Source organism: Moraxella sp. Pampa (assembly GCF_035181385.1).
Classification (GTDB): Bacteria; Pseudomonadota; Gammaproteobacteria; order Pseudomonadales; family Moraxellaceae; genus Moraxella.
In genome coordinates, this window is sequence record NZ_JAXCJK010000001.1 from 743192 (window position 1) to 768486 (window position 25295).

The 25295-nt window shown below is 41.5% G+C and carries 22 protein-coding genes and 3 tRNA genes; 10 read left to right on the plus strand and 15 right to left on the minus strand.

The features are described 5' to 3' along the window. Nucleotides 1-147: 147 nt before the first annotated feature. On the minus strand, nucleotides 148-1071 hold the full coding sequence (prmA, locus tag R0123_RS03600) for a 50S ribosomal protein L11 methyltransferase (RefSeq protein ID WP_323841749.1): 924 nt from the start codon (nucleotides 1069-1071) through the stop codon (nucleotides 148-150). A 207-nt stretch (nucleotides 1072-1278) separates the two neighbouring features. On the opposite strand from prmA, the gene R0123_RS03605 reads away from it, so the two are divergent. Then, entirely contained in the window at nucleotides 1279-1584 is a 306-nt protein-coding gene (locus R0123_RS03605) for a CopG family transcriptional regulator (RefSeq protein ID WP_323841748.1), read from the plus strand. A 112-nt stretch (nucleotides 1585-1696) separates the two neighbouring features. Here the strand turns inward: R0123_RS03605 and sppA are convergent, their stop codons facing one another. The 8 genes from sppA to R0123_RS03645 form a co-directional block, all read right to left on the minus strand. Beyond that, nucleotides 1697-2725: a signal peptide peptidase SppA gene (sppA, locus tag R0123_RS03610; RefSeq protein WP_323841747.1), complete on the minus strand. Its 1029-nt coding sequence runs from the start codon at nucleotides 2723-2725 to the stop codon at nucleotides 1697-1699. 122 nt (nucleotides 2726-2847) lie between these two features. After that, entirely contained in the window at nucleotides 2848-5373 is a 2526-nt protein-coding gene (locus R0123_RS03615) for a ComEC/Rec2 family competence protein (RefSeq protein ID WP_323843131.1), read from the minus strand. A gap of 19 nt (nucleotides 5374-5392) precedes the next feature. Then, nucleotides 5393-6100: a 2-C-methyl-D-erythritol 4-phosphate cytidylyltransferase gene (ispD, locus tag R0123_RS03620; protein WP_323841745.1), complete on the minus strand. Its 708-nt coding sequence runs from the start codon at nucleotides 6098-6100 to the stop codon at nucleotides 5393-5395. 72 nt (nucleotides 6101-6172) lie between these two features. Beyond that, nucleotides 6173-6577, minus strand: coding sequence for an FtsB family cell division protein (locus R0123_RS03625; protein ID WP_323841744.1), 405 nt, complete (start codon nucleotides 6575-6577; stop codon nucleotides 6173-6175). A 42-nt stretch (nucleotides 6578-6619) separates the two neighbouring features. After that, a complete protein-coding gene (gene eno / locus R0123_RS03630) occupies nucleotides 6620-7933 on the minus strand; it encodes a phosphopyruvate hydratase (protein ID WP_323841743.1) in 1314 nt (437 codons plus the stop codon). 106 nt (nucleotides 7934-8039) lie between these two features. Beyond that, entirely contained in the window at nucleotides 8040-8903 is an 864-nt protein-coding gene (gene kdsA / locus R0123_RS03635; RefSeq protein WP_323843132.1) for a 3-deoxy-8-phosphooctulonate synthase, read from the minus strand. An 89-nt stretch (nucleotides 8904-8992) separates the two neighbouring features. Next, a complete protein-coding gene (locus R0123_RS03640; protein WP_323843133.1) occupies nucleotides 8993-10621 on the minus strand; it encodes a CTP synthase in 1629 nt (542 codons plus the stop codon). Nucleotides 10622-10753: 132 nt separating this feature from the next. After that, the gene (locus R0123_RS03645) at nucleotides 10754-11344 is read right to left on the minus strand and encodes a DNA-3-methyladenine glycosylase I (RefSeq protein WP_416381683.1); all 591 of its coding nucleotides are present in this window, start codon (nucleotides 11342-11344) and stop codon (nucleotides 10754-10756) included. Between the two features lie 73 nt (nucleotides 11345-11417). Here R0123_RS03645 and R0123_RS03650 point away from each other — a divergent pair, with 73 nt between their 5' ends. From R0123_RS03650 to R0123_RS03675, 6 genes are all read left to right on the plus strand, one after another. Then, nucleotides 11418-11744 carry a rhodanese-like domain-containing protein gene (locus R0123_RS03650; RefSeq protein ID WP_323841739.1) on the plus strand — a complete coding sequence of 109 codons (327 nt, stop codon included), beginning with the start codon at nucleotides 11418-11420 and terminating at the stop codon, nucleotides 11742-11744. Between the two features lie 254 nt (nucleotides 11745-11998). Beyond that, nucleotides 11999-12075 (plus strand) — tRNA-Pro (locus R0123_RS03655). A gap of 89 nt (nucleotides 12076-12164) precedes the next feature. Continuing rightward, a tRNA-Arg gene (locus tag R0123_RS03660) sits at nucleotides 12165-12241 on the plus strand. A 36-nt stretch (nucleotides 12242-12277) separates the two neighbouring features. Continuing rightward, nucleotides 12278-12353, plus strand: a tRNA-His gene (locus R0123_RS03665). Between the two features lie 287 nt (nucleotides 12354-12640). After that, entirely contained in the window at nucleotides 12641-13462 is an 822-nt protein-coding gene (locus tag R0123_RS03670; RefSeq protein ID WP_323843134.1) for a thiazole synthase, read from the plus strand. A gap of 18 nt (nucleotides 13463-13480) precedes the next feature. Next, nucleotides 13481-14842, plus strand: coding sequence for a wax ester/triacylglycerol synthase family O-acyltransferase (locus R0123_RS03675; protein WP_323843135.1), 1362 nt, complete (start codon nucleotides 13481-13483; stop codon nucleotides 14840-14842). A 104-nt stretch (nucleotides 14843-14946) separates the two neighbouring features. On the opposite strand, the gene R0123_RS03680 is transcribed toward R0123_RS03675, so the two are convergent. After that, nucleotides 14947-15780, minus strand: coding sequence for an inositol monophosphatase family protein (locus R0123_RS03680; protein ID WP_323841736.1), 834 nt, complete (start codon nucleotides 15778-15780; stop codon nucleotides 14947-14949). Nucleotides 15781-16050: 270 nt separating this feature from the next. Beyond that, entirely contained in the window at nucleotides 16051-18138 is a 2088-nt protein-coding gene (gene dxs, locus R0123_RS03685; protein WP_323843136.1) for a 1-deoxy-D-xylulose-5-phosphate synthase, read from the minus strand. A 266-nt stretch (nucleotides 18139-18404) separates the two neighbouring features. Here dxs and ribA point away from each other — a divergent pair, with 266 nt between their 5' ends. The 3 genes from ribA to R0123_RS03700 all read left to right on the plus strand — a co-directional run bounded on the left by ribA (nucleotide 18405) and on the right by R0123_RS03700 (nucleotide 20821). Next, entirely contained in the window at nucleotides 18405-19013 is a 609-nt protein-coding gene (ribA, locus tag R0123_RS03690) for a GTP cyclohydrolase II (protein ID WP_323841734.1), read from the plus strand. 78 nt (nucleotides 19014-19091) lie between these two features. Further along, entirely contained in the window at nucleotides 19092-20072 is a 981-nt protein-coding gene (gene hemF / locus R0123_RS03695; protein ID WP_323843137.1) for an oxygen-dependent coproporphyrinogen oxidase, read from the plus strand. Nucleotides 20073-20371: 299 nt separating this feature from the next. Then, nucleotides 20372-20821, plus strand: coding sequence for a cytochrome c (locus tag R0123_RS03700; RefSeq protein ID WP_323841732.1), 450 nt, complete (start codon nucleotides 20372-20374; stop codon nucleotides 20819-20821). A gap of 100 nt (nucleotides 20822-20921) precedes the next feature. On the opposite strand, the gene R0123_RS03705 is transcribed toward R0123_RS03700, so the two are convergent. The 4 genes from R0123_RS03705 to accD form a co-directional block, all read right to left on the minus strand. Continuing rightward, nucleotides 20922-21425 carry a DUF2726 domain-containing protein gene (locus tag R0123_RS03705; protein WP_323841731.1) on the minus strand — a complete coding sequence of 168 codons (504 nt, stop codon included), beginning with the start codon at nucleotides 21423-21425 and terminating at the stop codon, nucleotides 20922-20924. Nucleotides 21426-21584: 159 nt separating this feature from the next. After that, entirely contained in the window at nucleotides 21585-22664 is a 1080-nt protein-coding gene (locus tag R0123_RS03710; protein ID WP_323843138.1) for an SPOR and LysM peptidoglycan-binding domain-containing protein, read from the minus strand. A 154-nt stretch (nucleotides 22665-22818) separates the two neighbouring features. Further along, nucleotides 22819-24147: a folylpolyglutamate synthase/dihydrofolate synthase family protein gene (locus tag R0123_RS03715; RefSeq protein WP_323843139.1), complete on the minus strand. Its 1329-nt coding sequence runs from the start codon at nucleotides 24145-24147 to the stop codon at nucleotides 22819-22821. A gap of 149 nt (nucleotides 24148-24296) precedes the next feature. Next, nucleotides 24297-25190 (minus strand): acetyl-CoA carboxylase, carboxyltransferase subunit beta, encoded by an 894-nt coding sequence (gene accD, locus R0123_RS03720; protein WP_323841728.1) that lies wholly within the window; start codon nucleotides 25188-25190, stop codon nucleotides 24297-24299. Nucleotides 25191-25295: the final 105 nt, after the last annotated feature.

The following is a 25295-nucleotide window of genomic DNA, read 5'->3' on the forward strand; positions in this document are numbered from 1 at the left end:
AACCAACAAAGCACCCATAATATACCACTTTAAGCAATTTTTATAAAGAGGTGCGTACCTGACTTTGATTTTTAGCATACGATAATATTAGCCAGCATACCAATGTGCATGGGTTTTTACATTGATACTTTAAAATTCATGGCTTTATCAGTTCTTAACGCCTGATAATCTATGCCAATGATGATCATCTGCATTGGCATAATTAAATACATCATCAAGAGTAAAAAATGGCACATAAGCATCAATCACATCTTGGGTTTGATTTTCAATCAGACCTGCCAGTACAATTAATCCTCCATCTTTTAGCAACATACTAAAATACGGTGCAAAGCCAATGAGTGGCTTGGCAAGGATATTTGCTGTGATGACATCAGCTTGTAGGCACTCTGCCTTTTGAAAAGCAGAAAATTCCTCTGGCAAGAACACTTCTAGGCGGTCAGCCACGCCATTTAAGGCAGCGTTTTGTTTGGTCGCCAAGATTGCCTGTGGGTCAATATCTACAGCATAAACACACTTTGCCCCAAGTAGTAAGGCTGCCACACCAAGCACGCCAGAGCCACAGCCATAATCAATCACAACTTTATCGGTTAAATCTTGACCAGACAACCAATCAAGACATAGACGCGTTGTGGCATGATAGCCAGTCCCAAAAGCAAGACCAGGGTCTAAAATCAGGTTGATTGCCTCTGGATCAGGGGCTTTTAGCCACTCTGGCACAATCCATAAATTGCCCGCACATTTGACAGGCTTATAATGTTTCATCCACTCACGAGACCAGTCCTTATCGTCAAGTCGTGTCGTCCAAAATCGAGTTGCGCCTACTTGGGCGGCAATCGTACTTGCCATGCCTTCAAAGTCTGTACCATCAAAGCGGTCATCAGAATTGGTATCAAAAATGGCGGTCAAGACCACATCCGCCCAAAGTGGTTCTTCACCAGGCATTGGCTCAAACAATGGTTCATCACCAGCATCTTCTAGAATGATCGAAACCGCCCCTTCTTCATAAAATAACGCTTCGGCAAACTCAACTTGATCTTTTGAGCATTGTAAATGCAGCTGCTGCCAAGACATAATAACACCTTTTATCTTAGTTAAAATTCGTGTTATTATAACAAATTTAGCTGACAAATTACGCCAAATTTATCATTAAAAATTCATTGGGTTGAAACTTGTCAAAATCACAAATTGTCACAGTTATTATCATGGTCAATTGGTTATTTTAATAAAATTTATGATAAAATATAAAACTCATCACTCATTGACAACCCAAAATATCTCATGATTTCCCCAAAAATTAAAAACAAATACCTAAGCCACCCAGAAATCATCATGCGTCCTGTGCATCTTCGTTTATCCGAAGAAATCATCGCCCATCTAGAAGAGACTGCCAGTGTGCATGGCTTTAACCGCATTCAAGGCCTAATTCGCTTATATATTCGTCAAGGTCTTGATCGTGATAATTGTAATTACAGCCTAGCCGATGATGTTTTATTCATCGAAAAATTACGCAAAAAAGGTGTCAGTCAAAAAATTATTGATGAGGCCTTGGCTGACATTAATAAAAATTGCGACTTAGATTGCTAGATGGATTGCTAGATTACTCATTCAACTAAAAAATCAGCATTGCCACAATAAAAAAGACGAACTTTCATTCGCCTTTTTTATTAGTACATCAAGATGTCAACCAACTCAATCATTAGCGTAAAGAGATATCCTCTTCTAAAATACCAATTTTAACACCCTGACCCAAACCCTTGCCCACTTGCACACCAAAACGGTCAAAAAATTGCTTAACAGGATCAACATAGCTATAATTAACCTGCTTTAAATCAAGCTGTTTTTCAAGTTGCGACATACCACCAATCTTATCTGCCAAACCCAGCTTCACAGAATCTTTTCCTGTCCAAAATAATCCTGTAAATAATTGATTCTCATCAGGATTTTTAAGTTTATCGCCACGACCTTGTTTGACAGCGTCAATGAAGTTTTGATGCGTGGTATTCAGCATTTTTTGTACATGGGCTCGCTCAACATCGGACATCGAACGAGAGATGGACAAGATGTCTTTATATTCTCCTGCGGTCATGGTGCGATCAGCCACGCCTGCTTTGTCCAGTAGTTTCTCAATATTATAGCCCGACATAATCACACCAATTGAACCAACCAAACTTGATGAATTTACCCATATTTCATCTGCTGCTGACGCAATGTAATAAGCACCTGACGCACCTGTATCACCAATGACAGCATAAAGCTTTTTATTAGGATAATCTTTTTTGAGCTGCATTGCCATTTGCCAGACTTCATCAGATTGCACAGGCGAACCACCAGGTGAGTTGATGGCAATCGCCACCGCCTTGGCATTATCATTTTCAAAAGCCTCAGTCAATGCACTGTTGATGTGATACGCATTTGCCTCACTGCTTGATGAAATCACCCCCTGAACATCAACAACTGCCAAATGTGGCTCGCCAATGCCAAGTGGTGCATTTGTCATTTCAGTTGGAGCACAACCACGGGAAAATATTAATGCAAAAAGCACCACATAAGCAAAAGTTAATAGCTTAAAAAATATGCTCCAACGGCGTGCACGACGCTGCTCTTGAACACTTGCCAACATGGTTTTTTCGATGATTTGCCACTCTGGCGTTGCAGACTTTGATGATGCAGATGGAATCGATGTTTGATGATTAGAATGAGAATTGGGATTTGGTGGCCATGCCATGTCTTTATCCTTATTTTTAAATTTCACAATAACTAAATGTTGATTTGCCAAAGCACGATGACCTCGACAAAATAGTGCGTATTGTACCCTAAAAGCCATCAAGATGATAGCCTGGACAATGACTACCACGGTGCTGTCATGAATTTTTGTTGCACATTTGCATCACTTTTAGAAAGCGGATGAGACAGCCAAAGCCCATCATAAGAGGCTTTTTTGGGAGCAATATTGGATTTTTCATCTTGGCAAATCCACTGCCAAAGTTGCCAAGTATTATCGTGTGTTGCTCCATTGACAATCACTCGATAAATCGTCTCTGGCGTGGCTGGATTGACCACATCATCAGACGCATCATAATTCTTAGATTGCTCAGCGACCTGAAAATTTTTGGCATTTTTATCAGCAGTAGCAACCAAATCAATCTGCATGGGTTGCTGACTTTGTATCTCAATGGTACAGCCCCAAACTGTCTTATCAGCAATCTCTTGCCAACCCGTCAATGCACGCACCGACAAGCCCTCCATCTGATAAATTTGCCCTGCTTGGCAAGTTTGTACCGCCAAAGTATTCAAAGATACCTGCGTACGCCCTGCTTGCCAATAATGCAAAATCGGCAATCGCTCATGAATGCTTGCCACCACACTGGGCAAGCTGGCGTTTGGCGTTTGAGCAACCACGCCTGTTAATGTACTCACACCTTGGCGTTTTAACCCATCTGTCAAAATATTGATTTGGCTGATAGACAGTGGTTTTGCCCCAAAATCAGACAACAGCAACCATGCTTGTGTGTTATTTTTTATCAATACCGCCTGAAAATTTTCATTGCCTGTTGGTATGACTCTAAGTGCAGTCGTCTGATTTTTTTGTGCAAAAAATACATCATTCATCAGCATCAAAGTCAGTATTGACAATGGTAAAACCGCCATATACTTAGGCAAGATTTTACTCAACATTGGCAAAAGCATCAGCCCAAAAAGCAAAAAGCCCGCCGCCCCAAACGGTGCATACAACCAAGAATCCCCCAACAAAAATAGCTCAAAGGCATTGTGTATCTTAGTCAAAATCGCTAATGATAAGCCCCAAAGCACATCGGCAACACTTGGTGAAATGACAAATGCCACGCCTGCCAACAGATTGATTGGCACAATAACACCACCAAATAAACCCACAGCAAACAAATTAACCAAAACACCCCATAATGACACTTTGCCAAAAAATAATAAGGATAGTGGCAACATGGCAATGAACAGCCAAATTTGCAATCTGATCAGTTGCTTTATGTTTTGCCATAACCGAAAACCGTTTGGCACACCCTGTATTACTTGGGCTTCATAACACATGAGCAACAGTACCGCCACAAAGGACAACCAAAAACCTGCCTGCCATAGCACATAGGGATTAAGCCACGCCATAAACAAACCCACCATAAACAACATGGTTAGATTTGAGATGGGCAATACCAGATACCTTGCTATTGACATCATAACAAGCATGTAAACCGTACGCACAGCAGGCACATCAAATCCTGTAAAAACCGCATAGACAACACTCACCACAATCATTACGATGAGACGAATCTGCCAACGCGACAGCGAGGTATAAATCTTAGGGCAAATATTGTCTGATATCGCTGTTATGAGCCCTGCAAGCATCACCGCCAAAAACACCACATGAGTGCCCGATATGGCAAGCAAATGTGAAATACCTGCCAACTGATACAGCTCTTTGGTTGTGCGGCTAATTAACGCACGATCGCCTGTTAGTAGGCTTAATGCCACTGCTCTGGCTTGCTGATTTGGCGTATCAAGCGTATGCCAATCATCATAAAAATGCGTTCGTAATCTTTGCCGAAGCCCCTGTAAATATTCAGCAAAATCATCATAAGCAGCATGATGCACCACATCATCAATTGACAGTACGCGTGCATTAGCATGAATGTGTCTGGTATGTAGCCAAATATTACCATCAAAGCCGTTTTCACCTTTTTTTGTGTCAATTGGCTCAAGCAATAGTGTCATGCGAGCAGTTGTGTTAGGGGTTAGCCCATCAAGATGATGCAAATTTTTGGTGGTGTTGGCATTTGCCATCAGCAGTACAGTCATGGTGCTGGGCAGTGAAACAAGGCCAGATGACCAAGACATTTGAGAGGGCTGAGAAAAGTCTGATTGCACAGATGGCATAGAAGCGTGAGGGCTGGCAAAAGGATTATGCAAACTTGTCATGCCATCACCTTCTAAATGCAGCACCAAATTTAAGTCATCAATCCTTGCCCTCTGCCGATAACTTGTACCAGCAAACTTGTCATAAATAGCATCGCTGATTTCATCAATATGTACCGTTGCCGTTACGGTATAAGGCTTATCAATAGTAAATTGCTCAAATTCATGATGTGCCATCATCGCACGCAAACCAAATAGTACAAACAGCACCATCAACAGCAGTAATTGCAATGTCCGCTTCAACGCAAAACAGTGCAATTTTTTTGTCATCATCAGCCCAAAAGCTGATGCCACAAGCACACTTGATAATACACCAAACAGCCAAGGTGTCAAAAACCATGCAGACAAACCATCACCAAGTGATGTTTTTGGCATGACTGCCAACACACCAAGCATAAAGGCAATGATGAACACGCTGATAATACTTGGCATAACCCTCCTAAATGCGTCATCAATCCAATAAACTTGTTGCAATAAGTCGCAGTAGTGGCAAGTCTTCTGCATGGGTTAGCTTCATATTTAGCCGTGAACCATGCACAATTTGCACGCCATGCCCCAACATTTCAAAACCACTTGCTTCATCGGTGATATTTAGTCCACATTCTAAAACCTTAGATAAGACATTTTCAAGTGTTTTTAGATGAAAAGCTTGTGGTGTTTGTGCTTGCCATAACCCATTTCTATCAACTGTTTTGATAATATTATCATCATCAACTTGCTTTAAAGTATCAACGACAGGTGTCGCAAGTATCACTCCTTGTCTTGGCGTACTGTCTAATGCACGCAAAAGCTTCATCAAATCAGACTCAGGCAAACAAGGGCGTGCTGCATCATGAATCAACACCCAATCATCATCACCTGCACCCCGCTCACGAATCTTTTTAACACCATTCATCACCGATTGCCATCGCTCTGCTCCGCCCCACGCTTGATAAATTGGCTTGGCATAGATGAGTGTCAAATCCCCAAAATACATATCATCTTGGGCAACAACCAAAGTTAAGTCATCAATACCGTCAATATTCAATCTTGCCATACTCTCTTCTAACACAGTTTTATCCGATAATGTCAGATATTGCTTAGGTTTATCAGCCCCAAAGCGTGATCCTTTGCCTGCTGCCGCCATGAGTGCGTGTATGGCACGATGTGTATTTGTCATTTTTTACCTGATTTAATTAAAATAAGTTTGATTAAAAAAATAAGACTGGCATTGTGCCAATCTTATTTATCATCATTGTGCTGTGCCGTCATCTATTTCCAAGCTCTCAATAGGCTCAATGGCGTCTGCCTCTTGGTCCAATTCCTGGTTCATTTGCCGACTGTAAGTTACAGGTGCATTTGACAACTGAAAAAAGGTTTCACCAGACTTGATCAATCCCAAGTCAAGTCTTGCATGCTCTTCAATGGCTGATGTTTGAGTTTTTAAATCACGCACATCAGCACGCAACAAATTATTGATATAGGCTTGCTCGGTATTGATGGCGTTTTGTTTAGCAATTTGTTCATTTAACACATTCAAACTGGCATGGCCATTTTCACCATGCCAATATTGATGTTGCAACAGTAGCAATATGACAAGTGCAAAACCTATCAGGCACACATAGCCCACCCCACCCAAACGCTTAGGCTGAGTCATGAAGGCTGAGTTTTTTGTTGTGTTTACCACAGATACACTCAATTAACCACGCAGTCCGATAAATTCTTCACGACCACGAAAAGCCGCAGTTACTTGTTGCTCAATGCGTAATAGTTGGTTGTACTTAGCAACACGGTCAGATCGGCATAGCGAACCTGTCTTAATCTGACCTGCCGCTGTACCCACCGCCAAATCAGCAATCGTACTGTCTTCGGTTTCACCAGAGCGATGGCTGATGACGGTTGCATAGCCATTTTCTTTAGCAAGATAAATGGCGTCTAGTGTTTCAGACAGCGTACCAATCTGATTAAATTTAATCAAAATGGCATTGGCAATATGCTGATCAATACCTTGCTTTAAGATTTTTGGGTTAGTAACAAATAAATCATCACCCACCAACTGCACCTTGTCGCCAAGTTGCTTGGTCAAATACGCCCAGCCGTCCCAGTCGCTCTCATCAAGACCATCTTCAATAGAGATGATTGGATATTGACGACATAAACCTGCCAGATAGTCAGCAAAACCTTCGCTGGTATAAGATTTACCCTCGCCTTCTAACACATACTGACCGTCTTTGTAAAACTCGCTAGACGCACAGTCAAGAGCAAGATGAATGTCCTGACCTGCCTTATATCCTGCTTGCTCAATGGCTTTCATAATGACAGTGATGGCCTCTTCATTTGAGCGTAGATTTGGTGCAAAACCACCCTCATCACCCACTGCGGTATTTAGCCCTTGAGCTTTTAGGACAGATTTTAGACTATGAAAAATTTCTGTACCTGCACGCAGACTTTCAGAGAAACTGGTAAAACCTACAGGCTCAATCATAAATTCTTGAATGTCCACAGTGTTGTCTGCGTGTGCACCACCATTTAGAATATTCATCATCGGCACAGGCATGGTCAAAGAAGTCTGACCACGCAGATTGGCGATGTACTGATGTAGCGGTAAATTTTTAGCAATCGCTGCAGCACGCGCAGCAGCCAAAGACACTGCAAGCGTGGCATTTGCTCCCAGTTTTTCTTTATTTTCTGTACCATCAAGCTCAATCAAAATTTTGTCAATTTCAGCTTGTGTAGTAACATCTTTGTCCATGAGTGCTGAACGGATTTGGCTATTAACATTGGCGACAGCTTTTTTTACACCCTTACCCAGATAACGAGACTTATCGCCATCACGCAGCTCAAGGGCCTCACGAGAACCTGTTGATGCACCAGACGGTGCGGCGGCACGACCGCATACGCCATTAGCCAAAATCACATCAGCCTCAATGGTTGGGTTGCCACGAGAATCCAAGATTTCACGAGCAACAATGTCTTTGATTTCAAAGGCATTATCAGTAGTTTCAGCGTACATATTGTGTTCCTTTTATCATAAAATTGATTGGATATAAAATCATTGTCAAAGTGGTAAAATATCTAAACACCAATGATTAATTTGCATGATTTAAGTGGTGGATTGGTCATTGCGTGTTTAGCATGGCAAAGCCTTTTACCAAATCATCAATCTGCTTTAACTGCATTAAAAAAGGTTCAAGCTGATCAAGTCGCAATGCACAAGGACCATCGCATTTTGCTTCATCAGGATTTGGGTGTGCCTCTAGGAACAGACCTGCCAATCCTGTCGCCATGCCTGCACGAGCCAAGGTTGTGATTTGATGGCGACGACCACCAGCACTGTCAATTCTGGCTCCCGGCTCTTGTAGTGCATGCGTTACATCAAAAAAGACAGGCACATTCATCGCCTTCATGATGTCAAAGCCAAGCATGTCCACGATCAGATTATTATAGCCAAACGAGGTGCCACGCTCGCACAAAATCACCTTATCATTACCAGCTTCTAGGCATTTATTGATGATGTGTTGCATCTCATGTGGTGCCAAAAATTGAGCCTTTTTGATATTGATGACCGCCCCAGTTTTTGCCATCGCACTCACAAGATCGGTCTGACGGCTTAAAAAGGCAGGCAACTGAATGATGTCCGCTACTTTTGCCACAGGTGCAGCTTGATACGGCTCATGCACATCGGTGATGATTGGCACATCATATTTTTCTTTAATGTCGTTTAGCCAAGTCAAACCAGTCTCAAGGCTTGGACCACGAAAAGAATGCAGGCTTGAGCGATTTGCCTTATCAAAACTTGCCTTAAATACATAGCCAATGTTTAGGCGGGTACAAATATCGATATAGTACTCAGCAATCTCAAAAGCAAGTTCACGACTTTCTAGCACATTCATGCCACCAAACAGCACAAAAGGCTTGTCATTGCCAATTTCAATCCCCGCCACATTGATGTGTGAATTGGGTCTATTTAATGACTGCGTCATCATTACTTCCTTTTTATTGAAGTCATTTTACTTGACTTAAAACACCTTGAACAAAAAGCACACCAACTTTTTGGCATGCTTTGTATTTGTTAGCCTTTCACATCAATTGCCGCCTTGATAAAGCTATTAAACAGCGGATGTCCACCACGAGGCGAGCTGGTAAATTCTGGGTGGTATTGCACCGCCACAAACCAAGGGTGGTTCTCAATTTCCACCGCCTCTACCAAATGTTGCTTAGCGGAGTAACCCGAAATCTTCATACCTGCTTTTTCAAGCACCTCAATATAGCGGTTATTCATTTCGTAGCGATGGCGATGGCGTTCGGTGATATTCTGTGCACCATAAATTTTGGCAAGTTTTGAATCAGGCACCAGCTGTGCCTCTTGTGCACCCAGTCTCATCGTACCGCCCAAATCGCTATCATCTGAGCGGATTTGTAATTCACCTTTTTCATCAAACCATTCGGTAATCAGCCCAATGATTGGATCGGCAGCCTTACGGTCAAATTCGGTTGAGTTGGCTTGTAGCCCCAGTACATTGCGTGCAAATTCAATCACAGCAAGTTGCATACCCAGACAAATACCCAAATACGGCTTATTATTTTCACGAGCATACCGCACCGCCATCATCTTGCCCAAAGTACCACGCTCACCAAAACCACCTGGCACCAAAACCGCATCGCATGATTTTAATTCGTCCATCAAGCATGGTTCGGTTTCTAATTTTTCGGCATCAATATAATGAATTTTGACTTTGGTTTTATTGTGAATGCCTGCATGTAATAATGCTTCATTAACTGACTTATAAGCATCGGGCAATTCAACATATTTGCCTACCATCGCCACAATAATCTCGCCTTGTGCTGTGAATAAGCCTTCAATCACCTTGTCCCAATCAGACAGGTCGGCTTCTGGCACATCAAAACCAAAGCGTTCGCACACCAAATCATCAAGATTTTGCTCATAAAAAGTGCGTGGAATTTCATAGATGCTGCGTGCATCTTTACACACCACAACAGCACGCTCTGGCACATTGGTAAATAGGGCAATTTTACGCTTGGTGTCAGCATCAACATCATACTCGGTGCGACATACCAAGACATCTGGCTGAATACCAATAGAGAGTAGCTCTTTGACAGAATGCTGAGTTGGTTTCGTTTTTAGTTCACTGGCAGATTTAATATAAGGAAGTAAAGTTAGGTGCATGAGCATTGAATTATCATGCCCAAGCTCCACTTGTAGCTGACGCACCGCCTCCATGAATGGCAAACTCTCAATATCACCTACCGTACCACCAATTTCAATGATAGCAATGTCAAACCCTTCACCAGATGCACGCACGCGTGCCTTAATCTCATCAGTAATATGAGGAATGACCTGAACCGTACCACCCAGATAGTCACCACGACGCTCTTTGGCAAGTACAGTCTGATAAATACGCCCCGAGGTAAAATTATTCACCTTGCTCATTTTTGAATGACGCAAGAAACGCTCGTAATAACCTAAGTCAAGGTCGGTCTCTGCACCATCTTCGGTAACAAAAACCTCTCCATGCTGAAATGGACTCATCGTCCCTGGATCAACATTGATATAAGGGTCCATTTTAGTCATGGTAACCTTTAGGCCACGAGCTTCTAAAACGGCCGCCAAAGATGCAGCAGTAATGCCCTTACCCAAAGATGACACCACCCCACCTGTTACAAAGATAAATTTAGTCATAATCATTCAACGCTTACTGGTAAAACCGAATTTTACTAAAATTTGCCAAAAAAATATAGGGGGAGAATGAATTTTTTACGCTTTCTTTTTAAAAATACTTTATTCTTTTTTTTGGGCAAGTTTTGAAACAATTTAGATTTTGGTGTATTTAAAGTCGCAATCGCTCATATGATCGTTTACCATGCCACAGGCTTGCATATAGGCATAGCAGATGGTTGCACCGACAAATTTAAAGCCGTCTTTTTTAAGCTGTTTTGATAACATCACACTTGCATTGCTTTGGGTGGGAATGTCAGCTAAATTTTTTGGCTGATTAACAAGCGGTGTCTGAGCCTGATGACACGCAACAATCCCCCAAATATAATCATTAAATGATTGATTTTGCGTTACTTTTAAATAGGCTTTGGCATTGCCAATAATCGCCTGTATTTTTAAGCGATGACGAATGATGCCAGCATTATTCATCAGTTCATCAATTTTTTGTTCATCGTATTTGGCAATTTTGATTGCATCAAAGCCATCAAACGCACGATAATAAGCATCTTGCTTTTTTAAAATAGTAATCCAGCTTAATCCCGCTTGCATTCCTTCTAAACACAACATGGCAAACAGGCGTCTATCATCATGACAAGCCACTCCCCATTCATCATCATGATAAGCTTGATAAATTGGGTCATCACCACACCAAGCACAGCGTTTTTTAGCATTTATTACCATTGTCATCTTAAATCATTTGTGTTAAATTGAAAATATTATACAATTTTTTGATTATTTTTTTATTACTTTGGAGCAAAGAATGATAACCCAACTGGATATTAAAGATTTCACCCCAAGTGCAGACAAAATCATTTGGGATGTGCGAGACTTACAAAACTACCAAGACGGGCACATACAACACGCAAAAAATGTCCCGCTAGATATGCTCAATCAAGAATTGCTAGACGCCACCACAGGCGACATCTATGTCTTGTGTGGTGGTGGCACCAAAGCCGAAAAAGCCGTCAATTACCTAAATGACCTCAACCCCAATCGCAACATCATTCATCTGACAGGCGGTACTCGTGCCGCAAAAGCCCTTGGCATGAAAATCATCAGCAAAAATGATGACACCAAAACACAATAGAACACTATCAAAATTAAAAAGTATTTTTTGGTAGCCAACAACAACTGATGACACCATTAAAAACAATTTTTGTCAAAGATGTCATCAGTTGACAAATACGATAATTTAAAAAAATCAATAAAATCAAATATTTATGAATTTTTTATTATTTTTTTAAAAAAATTAATTGACACACTGGCATCTTGCCTGTATCATACGCACCACAACGAACGATGGCAGATAACGAAAGTTAAAGCCTAGGTTAAAAAGTAAATCGGAGTGTAGCGCAGCTTGGTAGCGCATCTGGTTTGGGACCAGAGGGTCGGGGGTTCGAATCCCTCCACTCCGACCAATTTCAAAGCCTTAACGGCTTTTTTTGTTAGTAGTTATTAACTTATTATTTAAGTAATAACATTGCTAAACTAACATTAAGCCACATGAGCGCCTGTAGCTCAGTTGGATAGAGCATCTGCCTTCTAAGCAGGTGGTCGCAGGTTCGAATCCTGCCAGGCGCGCCATTTGCCTGATTTTATTTTTTTATTTTTAAAATTATGGTGGCTATAGCTCAGTTGGTAGAGCCCCGGATTGTGATTCCGGTTGTCGTGGGTTCAAGTCCCATTAGTCACCCCATTTTCAAAAAAAAGCCTCTTTTCATAAGTAGGCTTTTTTTATTTAATTCAATATTTCTCAACACCCCATATGACCGCATTCATTGATATTTAGCCAAACATCTAGCCAATTTTTTTATATCAAAAATTTTAATCAATCTAAAAATTGGTTATCAACCCAATATTTGATCAAAATCAATCATCATACAATTAGCTTAATTTTTAGTAAAAATACTTGGTAAAATTTGCTATACTAACCAGCACTCTTATCAATTTTATCTTTAAAATTCACACAACAAGAGCCATATTATGACCACAACCATCTCCACTCAATCTCCAAACAGTCTGGACAATGATATTTTAAATATTGGTAGCCGCTCTTTTTCATCTCGTCTGCTGGTTGGTACAGGAAAGTACAAAGACTTAACCCAGACAGGCAATGCCATCAATGCCAGTGGCAGTGAAATTGTTACTGTTGCAATTCGTCGCACCAATATCGGTCAACATAAGGGTGAGCCAAATCTACTTGATGTGATTTCACCCAAAGATTATACCATTTTACCAAATACTGCAGGTTGCTTTGATGCCAAGAGTGCCATTCGCACCTGCCAGCTTGCTCGTGAATTGCTTGATGGGCATAATTTGGTCAAATTGGAAGTTTTAGGCGATGAAAAAACGCTTTACCCCAATGTTACCGAGACTCTAAAAGCGGCGCGTGTATTGATTGATGATGGCTTTGATGTGATGGTCTATACATCAGACGACCCAATCATTGCCAAAGAATTAGAAAACATGGGCTGTGTGGCAGTCATGCCCTTAGGTAGCTTGATTGGTTCTGGCTTGGGTATACTTAACCGCCATACGCTAAGCATCATCATTGAAAATGCCAATGTGCCAATCTTAGTAGATGCAGGTGTTGGCACTGCCTCTGATGCAGCAATAGCAATGGAGCTTGGTTGTGATGGTGTGTTGATGAATTCTGCCATCGCCTACGCACAAAACCCTGTACTGATGGCACACGCCATGAAAAATGCTGTCATTTCAGGTCGTCAAGCTTTTTTGGCAGGTAGAATGCTCATGCGAAAAACGGCAGTTGCAAGCAGTCCACAAACTGGATACTTTTTTCAATAGTCACAAGGAATGACCACCGTGCGTGCTTTAACTGCTGTTGATTATCTTTTTTTGATTTTAGAATCAAAAAAACAACCCATGCATGTGGCAGGGCTTTGTATTTTTGAAATGCCCTTGGGGGTAGATGGCAACCATGTGAGCGAGTTTATTCAGCAAATCAAAGCCAATAACGCAACGCCCAGCTTTCCTTTTGATCAGGTTTTGGTCAAATTTGGCTTTTGGGACAGCCAAAAGAATTTTGATATCAATCACCACATCAAACACATCAAGCTCCCTGCCAATAGTGGTACTGACACACTCATGGCACATATCTCGGCTGCACACGGAGAAATGCTTGATCGTAAACGGCCTTTATGGGAGCTTCATCTCATTGAAGGGATTGAGCCAGAACAAGATGGTGCACCCATGCGTTTTGCCATTTATCTTAAAGTGCATCACGCCATGATGGACGGTATCGCTGCCATGCGTTTACTTCAACAATCACTATCTTGTTCGCCCGATGACAAATTCAGCCTGCCTTTTTGGTCATTATCCACCAAATACCGCAGTCAAATCGATGCCATCTTACCCATTCATAAACCACCCATAAACATCATCAAAGAGCAAATCAATACCATCAAGCCTGTCATTCGTGAAGTCATACGAGGTTTTAAGCATCGCCATCGCAAAAATTTTCTAAGCACCTTTAATGCCCCCAAATCCATACTAAATCAGCGTATCTCAAACACTCGCTCGCTCATATTCAAATCCTTTGATAAAAGGCGGTTTGCCACAGTTGCTCAGTATTTTTCAGTAACAACCAACGACATCATTTTGGCGGTAAGCTCTGGTGCGTTACGAGATTACCTCATCAGTCAAAACGCTTTGCCCAATAAACCCTTGGTTGCCTTTGTGCCAGTCAGCTTACGCCAAGATGAAAGTAAAATCGGCAATCAGCTGTCATTTTTATTGACCAATCTGGCAACCGATGAATACGACCCTCTTAAAAGGCTAAATACCATTAAAGCAAGCATTAACAGTGGCAAAAGACGCTTTTCTCGCATGACGCAAGCACAAGTGATTAATTACAGTGCATTGATTTATGGCTGGGCTGGCATCAATCTTGCAACCAGACTTTATCCTGCCAAACAAGCCTTTAATCTCATCATCTCTAATGTGCCCAGTAAGAATGAACCGCTTTACCTAAATGGTGCACGCTTGACAGGAATTTTTCCTGCATCAGTATTGTTTGATGGTCAAGCTCTTAATATCACGCTCACCAATTATGAAGACAAACTTGATTTTGGCATTACCGCTTGTAATAGTGCCTTACCAAACATTGATGTCTTACCGCAGTTGATTGAGAAAAATCTGACAGAATACGAAAGCCTTCTAGATTGACACTTGCTTTAATGAGTAAATTTTCAAATAAAAAACCCAAGCTTTTAACGGCTTGGGTTTTTTAATAATTGTACATTAAAGACTTGATATAGAACAACAAAAAATCACTTATTCAACGAGTTTTCCCAAGCTGGGATAACCAATTGCATTAACGGTTTAAGCAATTTAACATTGCACGCAAACACCGAACCAGTGGTCATTGCATGATTTGCACCGTGATGGTCCACAACCACGCCTCGTGCCTCAGTAACAATCAGCTCGCCTGCTGCCACATCCCAAGGCTTTAATGACATCTCAAAGTAACCATCAAAACGCCCTGCTGCCACATAGCATAGGTCCAATGCTGCCGAACCAAAACGACGCACCTGACCACCATTTTCACAGATGGCTTGTAGGCTAGCAAAGTGCTGACGCGCAAAACTGGTGCGAGCCTCACCCACCATACGCTCATAAGGGTGCCCTGTGGTAAATAATCCGCCTGCAATGGTCTTGCAATCAGAGACGGCTAAGCGACGCTGATTGAGGCGTGCACCACGACCACGAGAAGCAGTAAACATCTCATCACGCACAGGGTCATAGACGACGCCATGCTCTGTTACACCATTTTTTTGAACAGCAATGGACACACAAAAATGTGGCACACCATGCACAAAGTTGTGCGTACCGTCTAGAGGGTCGATCACCCAGCACCACTCAGCATCACTGCCCTTACCCTCTTGCAAGCCAAATTCTTCGCCTAAAAAGGAATGGTTTGGGTAGCTTTCTTTTAATAAAGAAATGGTCAGTTCTTCGGCATAGCGGTCAACCTTCGTAACTAAACCATCTAAGCCTTTTGACTCAACTGCCAGATCAACACGATGACGATTTTCGTGAGCACGCAAAATCTCATGACCTACTTTTTGTGCTACCTGTGATGCGATAACTACCATCGGCTCCATAATACACCTTGCAAATTAATTTTGATGAGTTTTATTAAATATTAAATGAGTTAAAGAGTGTTTTTTACATTCATCATGCAAAACCGCTATTATAGCTTAATTTGAGCATATTTACCATGTTTTTTGCCAGCCCAATCAGTGATGACAGTTTTTACATTTTTTTGCATATCATCAATCATGCTTACACACACCCAAGCAATCATTTTCACACAAAACACCTTGTTGATTAAATCATGTTGATTAAAATATTAAGATGTAAAAGCAATCCACTTAATACTTGTTAGATTGTAGCAATGCTTGTAGCTGTTCAGCAATCCCTTTCTCATCAAGCTGGCACTCTGCCAGTTGTTCAGCATACGAGCCATGTGCGATGAACTCATCTTTAATGCCAATATTTTTAATCGGTAAGGCAACACCCTTATCCGCCAAGTATTCATTAACAGCCGAACCTGCACCGCCCATGATTTGATGCTCTTCAAGGGTTGCCACATGAGTTGCTGATTTTACCAATGCGTCAATCAGTGTTGTATCAAGCGGTTTAACCCACCGCATATCAACGACTGTTATAGACATATTGTCATTGGTCAATTTTTTTATCGCTTCCAAAGCATCTGCCAAACGAGTACCAAAGTTAAACAACACCAAGTGCCCATCACCACCAGATTGTTTTTCAAAAACAATTTTACCTTTACCAATGGCCCACTTTTGAGCAGTTTTGCTAATACCTGCTCCAATTCCTACGCCCCTAGGATAGCGAACAGCTGACACACCTTTATATTCATAGCAAGCATTGAGCAATTGATAGCATTCATTTTCATCACTTGGCGTAGCAATCACCACATTTGGCACGCAACGCAAATACGCCAAATCAAACACCCCTGCGTGTGTCGCCCCATCTTCACCCACCAGCCCTGCTCGGTCAATTGCAAAGGTTACATCAAGATTTTGTAAGGCAATATCATGTATCAGCTGATCATAGCCACGCTGCAAAAAAGTAGAATAAATTGCCACCACAGGCTTTAGCCCACCTGTCGCCATGCCACCAGCCAATGTTACAGCATGTTGTTCAGCAATGGCAACATCAAAAAACTTATCAGGATACGACTTAGAAAACTCAACCATGCCAGAGCCTTCGCACATGGCGGGGGTAATGGCAACCATGTTTTTATCATCTGCGGTCTCCATGAGCCATTCACCAAAAACATCAGAATACTTTTTGGCAGGCTTGGTAGGCACATTGTCCGATACATCAGCTTTGGGCAATTTACCAATGGCGTGATATTTGATGGGATCAGCTTCAGCAGGTAAAAACCCCCTGCCCTTCACTGTATGCACATGGATCAGTACCGCCCCCTTTAACCGCTTAGCTCGCTCAAAAACCTGCAAAAGTTTTGGCAAATCATGACCATCAAAAGGGCCAAGATAAGTAAAACCAATTGCTTTAAATAAATTATCAGGAAAAATATGATCATTGAGCTTTTCGGCTATTTTATCCGATAAAGGCATTGGCGGTGCATTTTTACCAAATAGATTGCCAATGCTTTTGCTGATATTACCACCAATTTTAGCAGGAATTTTCTCAAGCGTTTCTTTGACATCAGTTGCCATGTGTAGATAGTGGCGTACCCGACGATCATCAGCATTAATCTCACGCTTGGTCATCAAAATATTGCCATGTTTGTCAATATCAAAAGCCAAACCTCGTTGCCAAAGCCGTGCCAAATGACGGCTAAATCCACCTATTGCTTGTGAGATTGACATATCATTATCATTGAGTACGACCGTCAAATCAGCATTTTGCTGTACCGCATCATTCATCGCTTCAAAGGCCATACCGCCTGTCATTGCCCCATCGCCGATGATAGAGATGATTTTTCGATGCTCACCCAAGAGACGGCTGGCCAAGCTCATGCCAAGCCCTGCTGAGATGGATGTTGATGAATGCCCCACACCAAAAGTATCATATTCACTTTCCATACGCTCAGGAAATGCCGTTAAACCACCCTTTGAGCGAATGCCTGCCAATTTGTCCCGTCGACCTGTCAGTACCTTATGGGCATAGGCCTGATGACCCACATCCCACACAAGTTTATCGTAAGGCGTATCATAAATGGTATGTAAAGCGACCGTCAACTCTACCACACCCAAATTTGCACCAAAATGCCCACCCGACTGTCCCACTGAATACAAAAGATATTCACGCAACTCATCGGCTAATTGGCACAGCTCATCAATCGCCAAGCGTTTTAAATCCTTAGGGGAATCAATCTTATCAAGCAAAGGGGTGCTTGGACGCTCTATTGGCATCTTCTCAAAAATCTTGGGGTGAAAATTTTGGCTGTCAGTAGAATTTGGCATGACTGGCTGTATTCCAATTAATCAGTATTAGGTCGTGCGGCGTAATAATCCACCATTTTTCAATCAATCGCTTTTCAATCAATCAAAGAGTGTGGCATAATAGCATTTTTAGCAACATCATGCGACTATTTTACAAGATGGGCTTTATTTTTGCTAGAAAAACACCATTATTTTTAACCAGATGATACGATTTTTATTATTTTTCATAATTATCCATCAAGCCATAAAGAATTACGACTGGCATACTGCCATTTTTGGGGTTTATTTTGTACCATTTCATCAGCAAAGCCAAACTGCCTACAGTGCATGGTGATTTTGACATTCATGTTTTTGAAAATGAAACTGGACAAGAGCATATCATGCTAAGCTGCGGCCTACCTAGTGATAATCCTACCATCACACCCATCATACGCATTCATTCTGAGTGTCTGACAGGCGATGCGTTTGGCTCGCTTAAATGTGATTGTGGCCCACAATTAAACACCGCCATGCAAGCGATACAATCGCACGGCTGTGGGGCTATTTTGTATTTACGCCAAGAAGGCCGTGGCATCGGACTTACTAATAAAATTCGTGCCTATGCCTTGCAAGACCAAGGGCATGACACCCTAGAAGCCAATTTATTACTCGGTCTGCCAGCCGATGCACGCACTTATGAAATGTGCAAAGAAATGCTTGACCATGTAGGGGTCAAACAGTTAAACATCATGACAAATAACCCAAATAAAATCAATGAACTAAAATCATTGGGTATTGATGTTGTCGCACGCATTCCGCTCATCGTTGGTGTCAATCCGCACAATGAAGGTTATTTAGATGTTAAAGATGCCAAAATGGGGCATCTGATTAAGCCAAGCAAACATATCAAACATTAAGTATTGACAGCTTTTACTGACAACTTTGACCAATAAAATTAAATAATCATCATTTAAAAAAATACAAAAGGCAAGCTCATGCAAGATTTAATTTTAGTTGATTATGAGACCAAGCTTCTGGCAGTGCGTAAATTTTTATTAAATCTACAAGCAAATATTTGCCATGCTCTAGAAAATCAAGAACATAAAGGCGGTGTTGATGGTGCAAGTAATGTCAAATTCATTGCTGATGATTGGGAGCGTGCCGAAGGTGGTGGGGGTCGCTCATGCGTGATGAGCGGTGGGCAAGTGATTGAAAAAGGCGGTGTGATGTTCAGCCATATTCATATCAATAAACTACCGCCATCTGCCACGGAACGCTATCCTCAACTTGCTGGAGCAAAAGCACAAGCGATGGGTGTCTCGCTTGTTATCCACCCAAAAAATCCTCATGTCCCTACCAGTCATGCCAATGTACGGCTATTCATGGCACAACCCATCAATGGCGGTGAGCCAGTTTGGTGGTTTGGTGGTGGATTTGATCTAACACCTTTTTATCCCAATTTGTCAGATGTTGTGCATTGGCACACAGTAGCACATGAGCTGTGCCTGCCTTTTGGCAGTGAGATTTATCCCAAATTTAAAACATGGTGTGATGAATATTTTTATCTAAAACATCGAGACGAATGTCGTGGTGTGGGTGGTTTGTTTTATGATGACATGAACACCAGTACAACAGGTTGGGATTTTGATCAATGCTTTGCCTTCATGCAGGCAGTTGGTCAAGGTTATATTGACGGCATTATACCGATTTTTGAGCGTAATAAACATAAAGCCTACACCGCCAATGAACGAGAATTTCAGCTTTATCGCCGTGGACGATATGTTGAATACAACCTCATCTACGACCGTGGTACAATTTTTGGTTTGCAGTCAAATGGTCGCACCGAGTCTATCTTGGTCAGTATGCCTCCCTTGGCAAGTTGGTCATACCGCTACGAACCCAAATCAGGCACACGAGAATTTGAATTGACTGATTTTTATTTAAAACCCAAAGACTGGCTGTCTATGACTAAATAGCTTTTTTGCCAATGATGACACAAACAAAAAGTTAAGCAAATCATCATTAACCATGAATTTGTCTAAATTTTGTGATTCTTGTATTTTTAAAAAAAGCCATTGTCTTTGGTAGGGCAATACGCACAATACACAAAACAACCCAAAGCTAAAAGTATGCCAAAGTTTTTATTTGTCTTTTATCTATTGTCATAAAAAGCGTGGTCATTGAGCATTCATCATGAATATGATATATTACAAACTCAGCAAGGCATTTTTTGCCAAACTTTAACAACATAAAAGCCATCTAGACAAAGACAGCCATGAAATCATCTAATAAAACATTTGTTGTACTCATCGCATCAGCTTTGATGCTTGTCGCCTGCAACTCAGCCTCTCAAAGCCCTAACGACATTAAAACCCGCCAAAACATCATGCAAGATTGGCGTGCTGCCAATGACATCATGAAAAGCATGGTTGAAAAGCCAGACACCTTTGATGCCGCTACTTTTAAAGAACAGGCTGATTTTATCAAAGAAAGTACCAATAAAGCATGGGAAAGCTTTGCTGATTCTGCCAATAAAGGCAAATCACAAGATGCTGTTTGGTCAGATGGTGCAGGGTTTAAAGCTCAGGCGGACGAATTTAATGCTATCGCTGATGAACTGTCAGCCATTGCCAAAGAGGCACAATCTGCCGATGATGTCAGTCGTGTACTTGGCAGACTGAACGAAAGCTGTGGCTCATGCCATAAGACTTATAAGCAAAAATAATTTTTTTTATCCCTCTGCTGAATCAATCAAAAAATAACACACCAATTGATGTGTTATTTTTTTATTAAGTTATTAAGTTTTTATACAGCCCAACCTTGTTTTAACCAAAACATCTTAATACTTCCAGTACATCTGTGCGTATCATCTCGATACTTGGCATCTTTTCAGCATGAAAGCGAATGATGGGAATTCCTGCACTCGCTAATGCCTTGTCTTTTTTTGCATCTTGCTTTTGCCGAGTTTGGCTCTCATGTGTCCAATCATCAAGCTCAATGGCAATAAGTACCGTTTGGCAGTCTTTGTCAATCAGCACAAAATCCACACTTTGACGGCACACACGATTAAACCAAAACTGGCGGTCATTACCCGCTTCATCACTCGGCTCAATGATGCGAGATAGCTGTACTTGACTAAAAATCAAAAAATCGGGCAAGGCAAGCTGTAATTTTTTAAAAAATTGCACTTCACTATCTGTCATGATGGGCATTCGCTCAAACGGCCAAATGGGAAAATCATCGCCTTTAACTGGCTTCTCAATAGGGGTTTTTGTATTTTTTTTGAACCAGATAATCAATAAAATAAAAAACACAACACCAAAGATCATCACTATTTCATTCATATAAAAAAATCACTCAAAAAAAAAGATAAATAATACAAAAAGCAAATAAATCAATGACTAAAAAAATACAAAAGCACGGCGTTGCACCGTGCTTTTGTGATTTAACAACTTAATTTGGCCCAACCTGATACATTTAAGTCAAATTCATTTTTCCAGTTTTTTTACCCACGCACCTTTGGCATCAACTCGTGAATCCTTAGCCAGTTTCTGTTTTAGTTCATTGGCCGCATCATAAGAATCCGCCGAGCCAACCAATACTCGCATACCACGAGAGGTCTGACTGACACTCACTTGATAGCCTGCTGCACGATATTTTTCAACCATTTCATCAACTTTGGCTTTATCAGGAGATATGGCGACTTGCACACTATAGCTATAGCCAGAGCTAGAATTCACCGATACTTGCTCGCCCTTGGTTTTGGTGGTGGTTGCTTGAGCATCCGATGTTTGTTTTTGCTGATTATCTCGGTCAATTTTGGCAAGCTGTGCTGATGATGGAATCGTGATGGTACGACCAAGTGGCAAGGCATCATTGCGATTCATACCATTCACCGTTGCCAATACCGAAACAGGAACATCGTATTTACGAGATAGCCCAATGAGTGTATCACCACGAACCACTGTGTGCTTATCTTTAGCTGGCACCGTTTTAGTTTCAACTTTCGGTTGAGTTGGTGAGGTAGGCTCACTTTGTAACTTAGCACCCAGCCCAGCTTCAACTTCCCCAGCCGTTTCTTTAGATTTTTTTTCAGTCAGCGGTTTTTGTTGATTCAATTTGTCTTCAAGTGCGTTCTTTTGGGTGCTTATCGCCTTGACGGCCTCTGGGCGAATTTGCACCTCAGGTGCGGCAATCAATTCACTTTTAGAGGCACTATCTGCACCGATGTGCGTACTTGGTATCTGACCAGCTTCTTGTTTCGCCTTATCAAGTGCAAGCATTCTGGCCTGCTCCTGCTCTTTTAAAAGCTCATCAGCCTCTTGAGCAAGTTGCTGATTGTAAAGCTCTCGCTCCTTTTGTTTTTGGATAAGAAGCTTTTCCTCTGTCATCACATCAGCGGTCAAAGGTTTTGTCTCAGGTTTTGCCACCAAGCCACCATCTTTAACAACTTGTGTTAAGGTGGTATCGCTACTTTGTGCAGGTTTATTATTTTGCGTCATGGCAAAAATCGTTACCGCACCGCCAATGAGTAGTACCGAACCTAAAATCACTTGTTTTGAAATCATAAAGCACCATTAATCTGCTTTTTATGTTGCTTTTTTATGATGAGCAAATCATAATACAAACCATTAAAAATACAATGTTTCTATTAAGTTGTCAATCCATCAAGCACCAAGCACCTTGTTTATTTACAATTATCACACAATTAGATGACCAGCCCTAACCTAAAAGCACCGTCAAAACCTCTCCTACCGTATGAAACGAACCAAACACCAATATCAAATCCTGCTCGCTCGCCTTTTGCATCACACCACGCACTGCCAAATCCAGACTGTCATGAGTGATGGCGTTTGGGTTTTTTAAATGATGATGCACCAATGTTAAAATATCATCAAGTGGCATGGCACGCACATGGTCAATAGCAGCAATATGCCAAGTGCTAATTACAAGCCTGCCCTGATCTAACTCACCTTGTACCAAGTCAAGCACCGCACCGATGTCTTTATCTCCTAGCATGGAAAACACAACATTCAACTTAGCATTTGGATTGATATTTTTATGGCTCTGCCAGTATGGCACAAATTGTTCAAGCAAAAATTTCATGCCATGTGCATTGTGTGCCACATCAAATAGCCAGCGTTTGCCATTAATCATTCGGTGGTCAAAACGCCCTGCCAGAGTCACTTTTACAAGACCCTCTTTAATGGCATTTTCATTAATTGGTAAATCTGACGCCAATACCGCACTCACAGCATTGACTGCATTTAATAATGATAATTTTGGCTTAGGTAGATTTAGGGTAATGCCTTGCGATGAGTACTGCCAAGCATTGCTTTGTTCACAGAACTCACAGAACTCATAGTCTTTACCAATCTGATAAGCTTTGGCATCATTAGCCTCAATCACCTCAAAAATACTGTTTGGCAAATCCCTTGCACCTAAAATGACAGGTATATTTTTACGGATAATCCCCGCTTTTTCCATGCCAATTTTTTCAATATCATCGCCCAGCCAGTCAACATGGTCAATACCAATATTTGTGATGACCGCCAAATCAGGTTCAATCGCATTAACCACATCAAGCCGACCGCCCAAACCAATTTCTAACACCCATACATCTACATTTGATTCTTTAAAAATTAAAAATGCCGCCAAAGTCGTCATCTCAAAAAAAGACAATGACAATTGACATTCAAGGCGAGCTTGTTCAACACGCACCAAAGCCTGAACCAAATCTGATTCATCAATGGCCATGCCATCAATCTTGATGCGTTCTGTAAATGATATTAAATGTGGCGATTGGTAAAGAGCAGTCCTAAACCCTGCACACTGGCAGATTTGAGCGATGGTTGCAGTGGTCGAACCTTTACCATTTGTACCTGCAACGGTAAAAATATACGGACGGTCATTCAAATCATTGTTTGAGATGCCTAATTTTTTGATGATTGGCAAAACCCGCTCAAGCCCCATATCAATGGCAGAAACATGAATCCCTGCGATATATTCCAGCCACGCCTCTAGGCTGTCATGCTCAGTTAAATTTTGCATACTCAATCGCCTTATCTAGACCTACTTGATGACCATCACTACAAAGAAAACGCCTGCATTGCAAGCGTTGTTTTAATTATAGCATATTATTAACAAAAAACCATTAGATCAGCCAGACTTTATCAAAGTGGCGGTATCACCAATCAAACTCAAGCGTTCGGCAGTTTGCTTAACTTTGTTAAAATACGATGAACGGTATCTACAAGCTGATGGCGATGAACGACCATATCCACCGTACCTTTTTGTAACAAAAACTCGGCACGCTGAAATGGCTCGTCCAGCACTTCTCGCACCGTTTGTTCAATCACACGCTTACCTGCAAAGCCAATCATTGCCTTTGGTTCGGCAATATGAATATCGCCAAGCATTGCAAGACTTGCAGTAACACCACCATATACAGGATTGGTTAAGACAACAATATACGGCACGCCTGCCTGTCTAAGTCGCTCAATGACCGCACTGGTTCTTGCCATTTGCATCAGCGATAATAAGCCTTCTTGCATTCTTGCCCCACCGCTTGACGCAAAGCAGACCAACGGCTTGCGTTCGGCTAGGGCTTTTTCGCCCGCCAATACAAATCTATCGCCCACCACCGACCCCATAGAGCCACCCATAAATTTAAAATCAAAGGCACAAGCAATCAGTTCAAGATTTTTAATTTTACCCTGCATGACCACCAACGCCTCAGACTCACCTGTGCTCGCCTGTGCCTGTGCCATACGCTTAGGATAAGGCTTGGAGTCCACAAAATTTAGAGGGTTGCCTGCTTGATATTCTTGACCAAGCTCGCTTTTAATATCATCAAAAAACCAATTTAAGCGTTTGCGTGCCGACATAGACAAATGGTGATCACAATCAGGACATACATATTGATTAAAAATCAGACTTGTGTTGGTTGTTAATGAGTGGCAATTTGGACATTCGGTTGATGGCTCAGTATCTACCGCAGATGGCACAACCACACGGTCTTGCTTGATCCCTGGTATGGCTCGTTTTAGCCAAACGGTTGGCTCAGTAGCATCAGCGACAACTTGATTTGACATAAAAAATCCTATTTTTTTGTGTAAATAACAATTTAGCATACTTTTGAGTATGCTTTGATTAATATAGTTTACACTTGTATTATTTATTTGGCAAATAAATTTTTA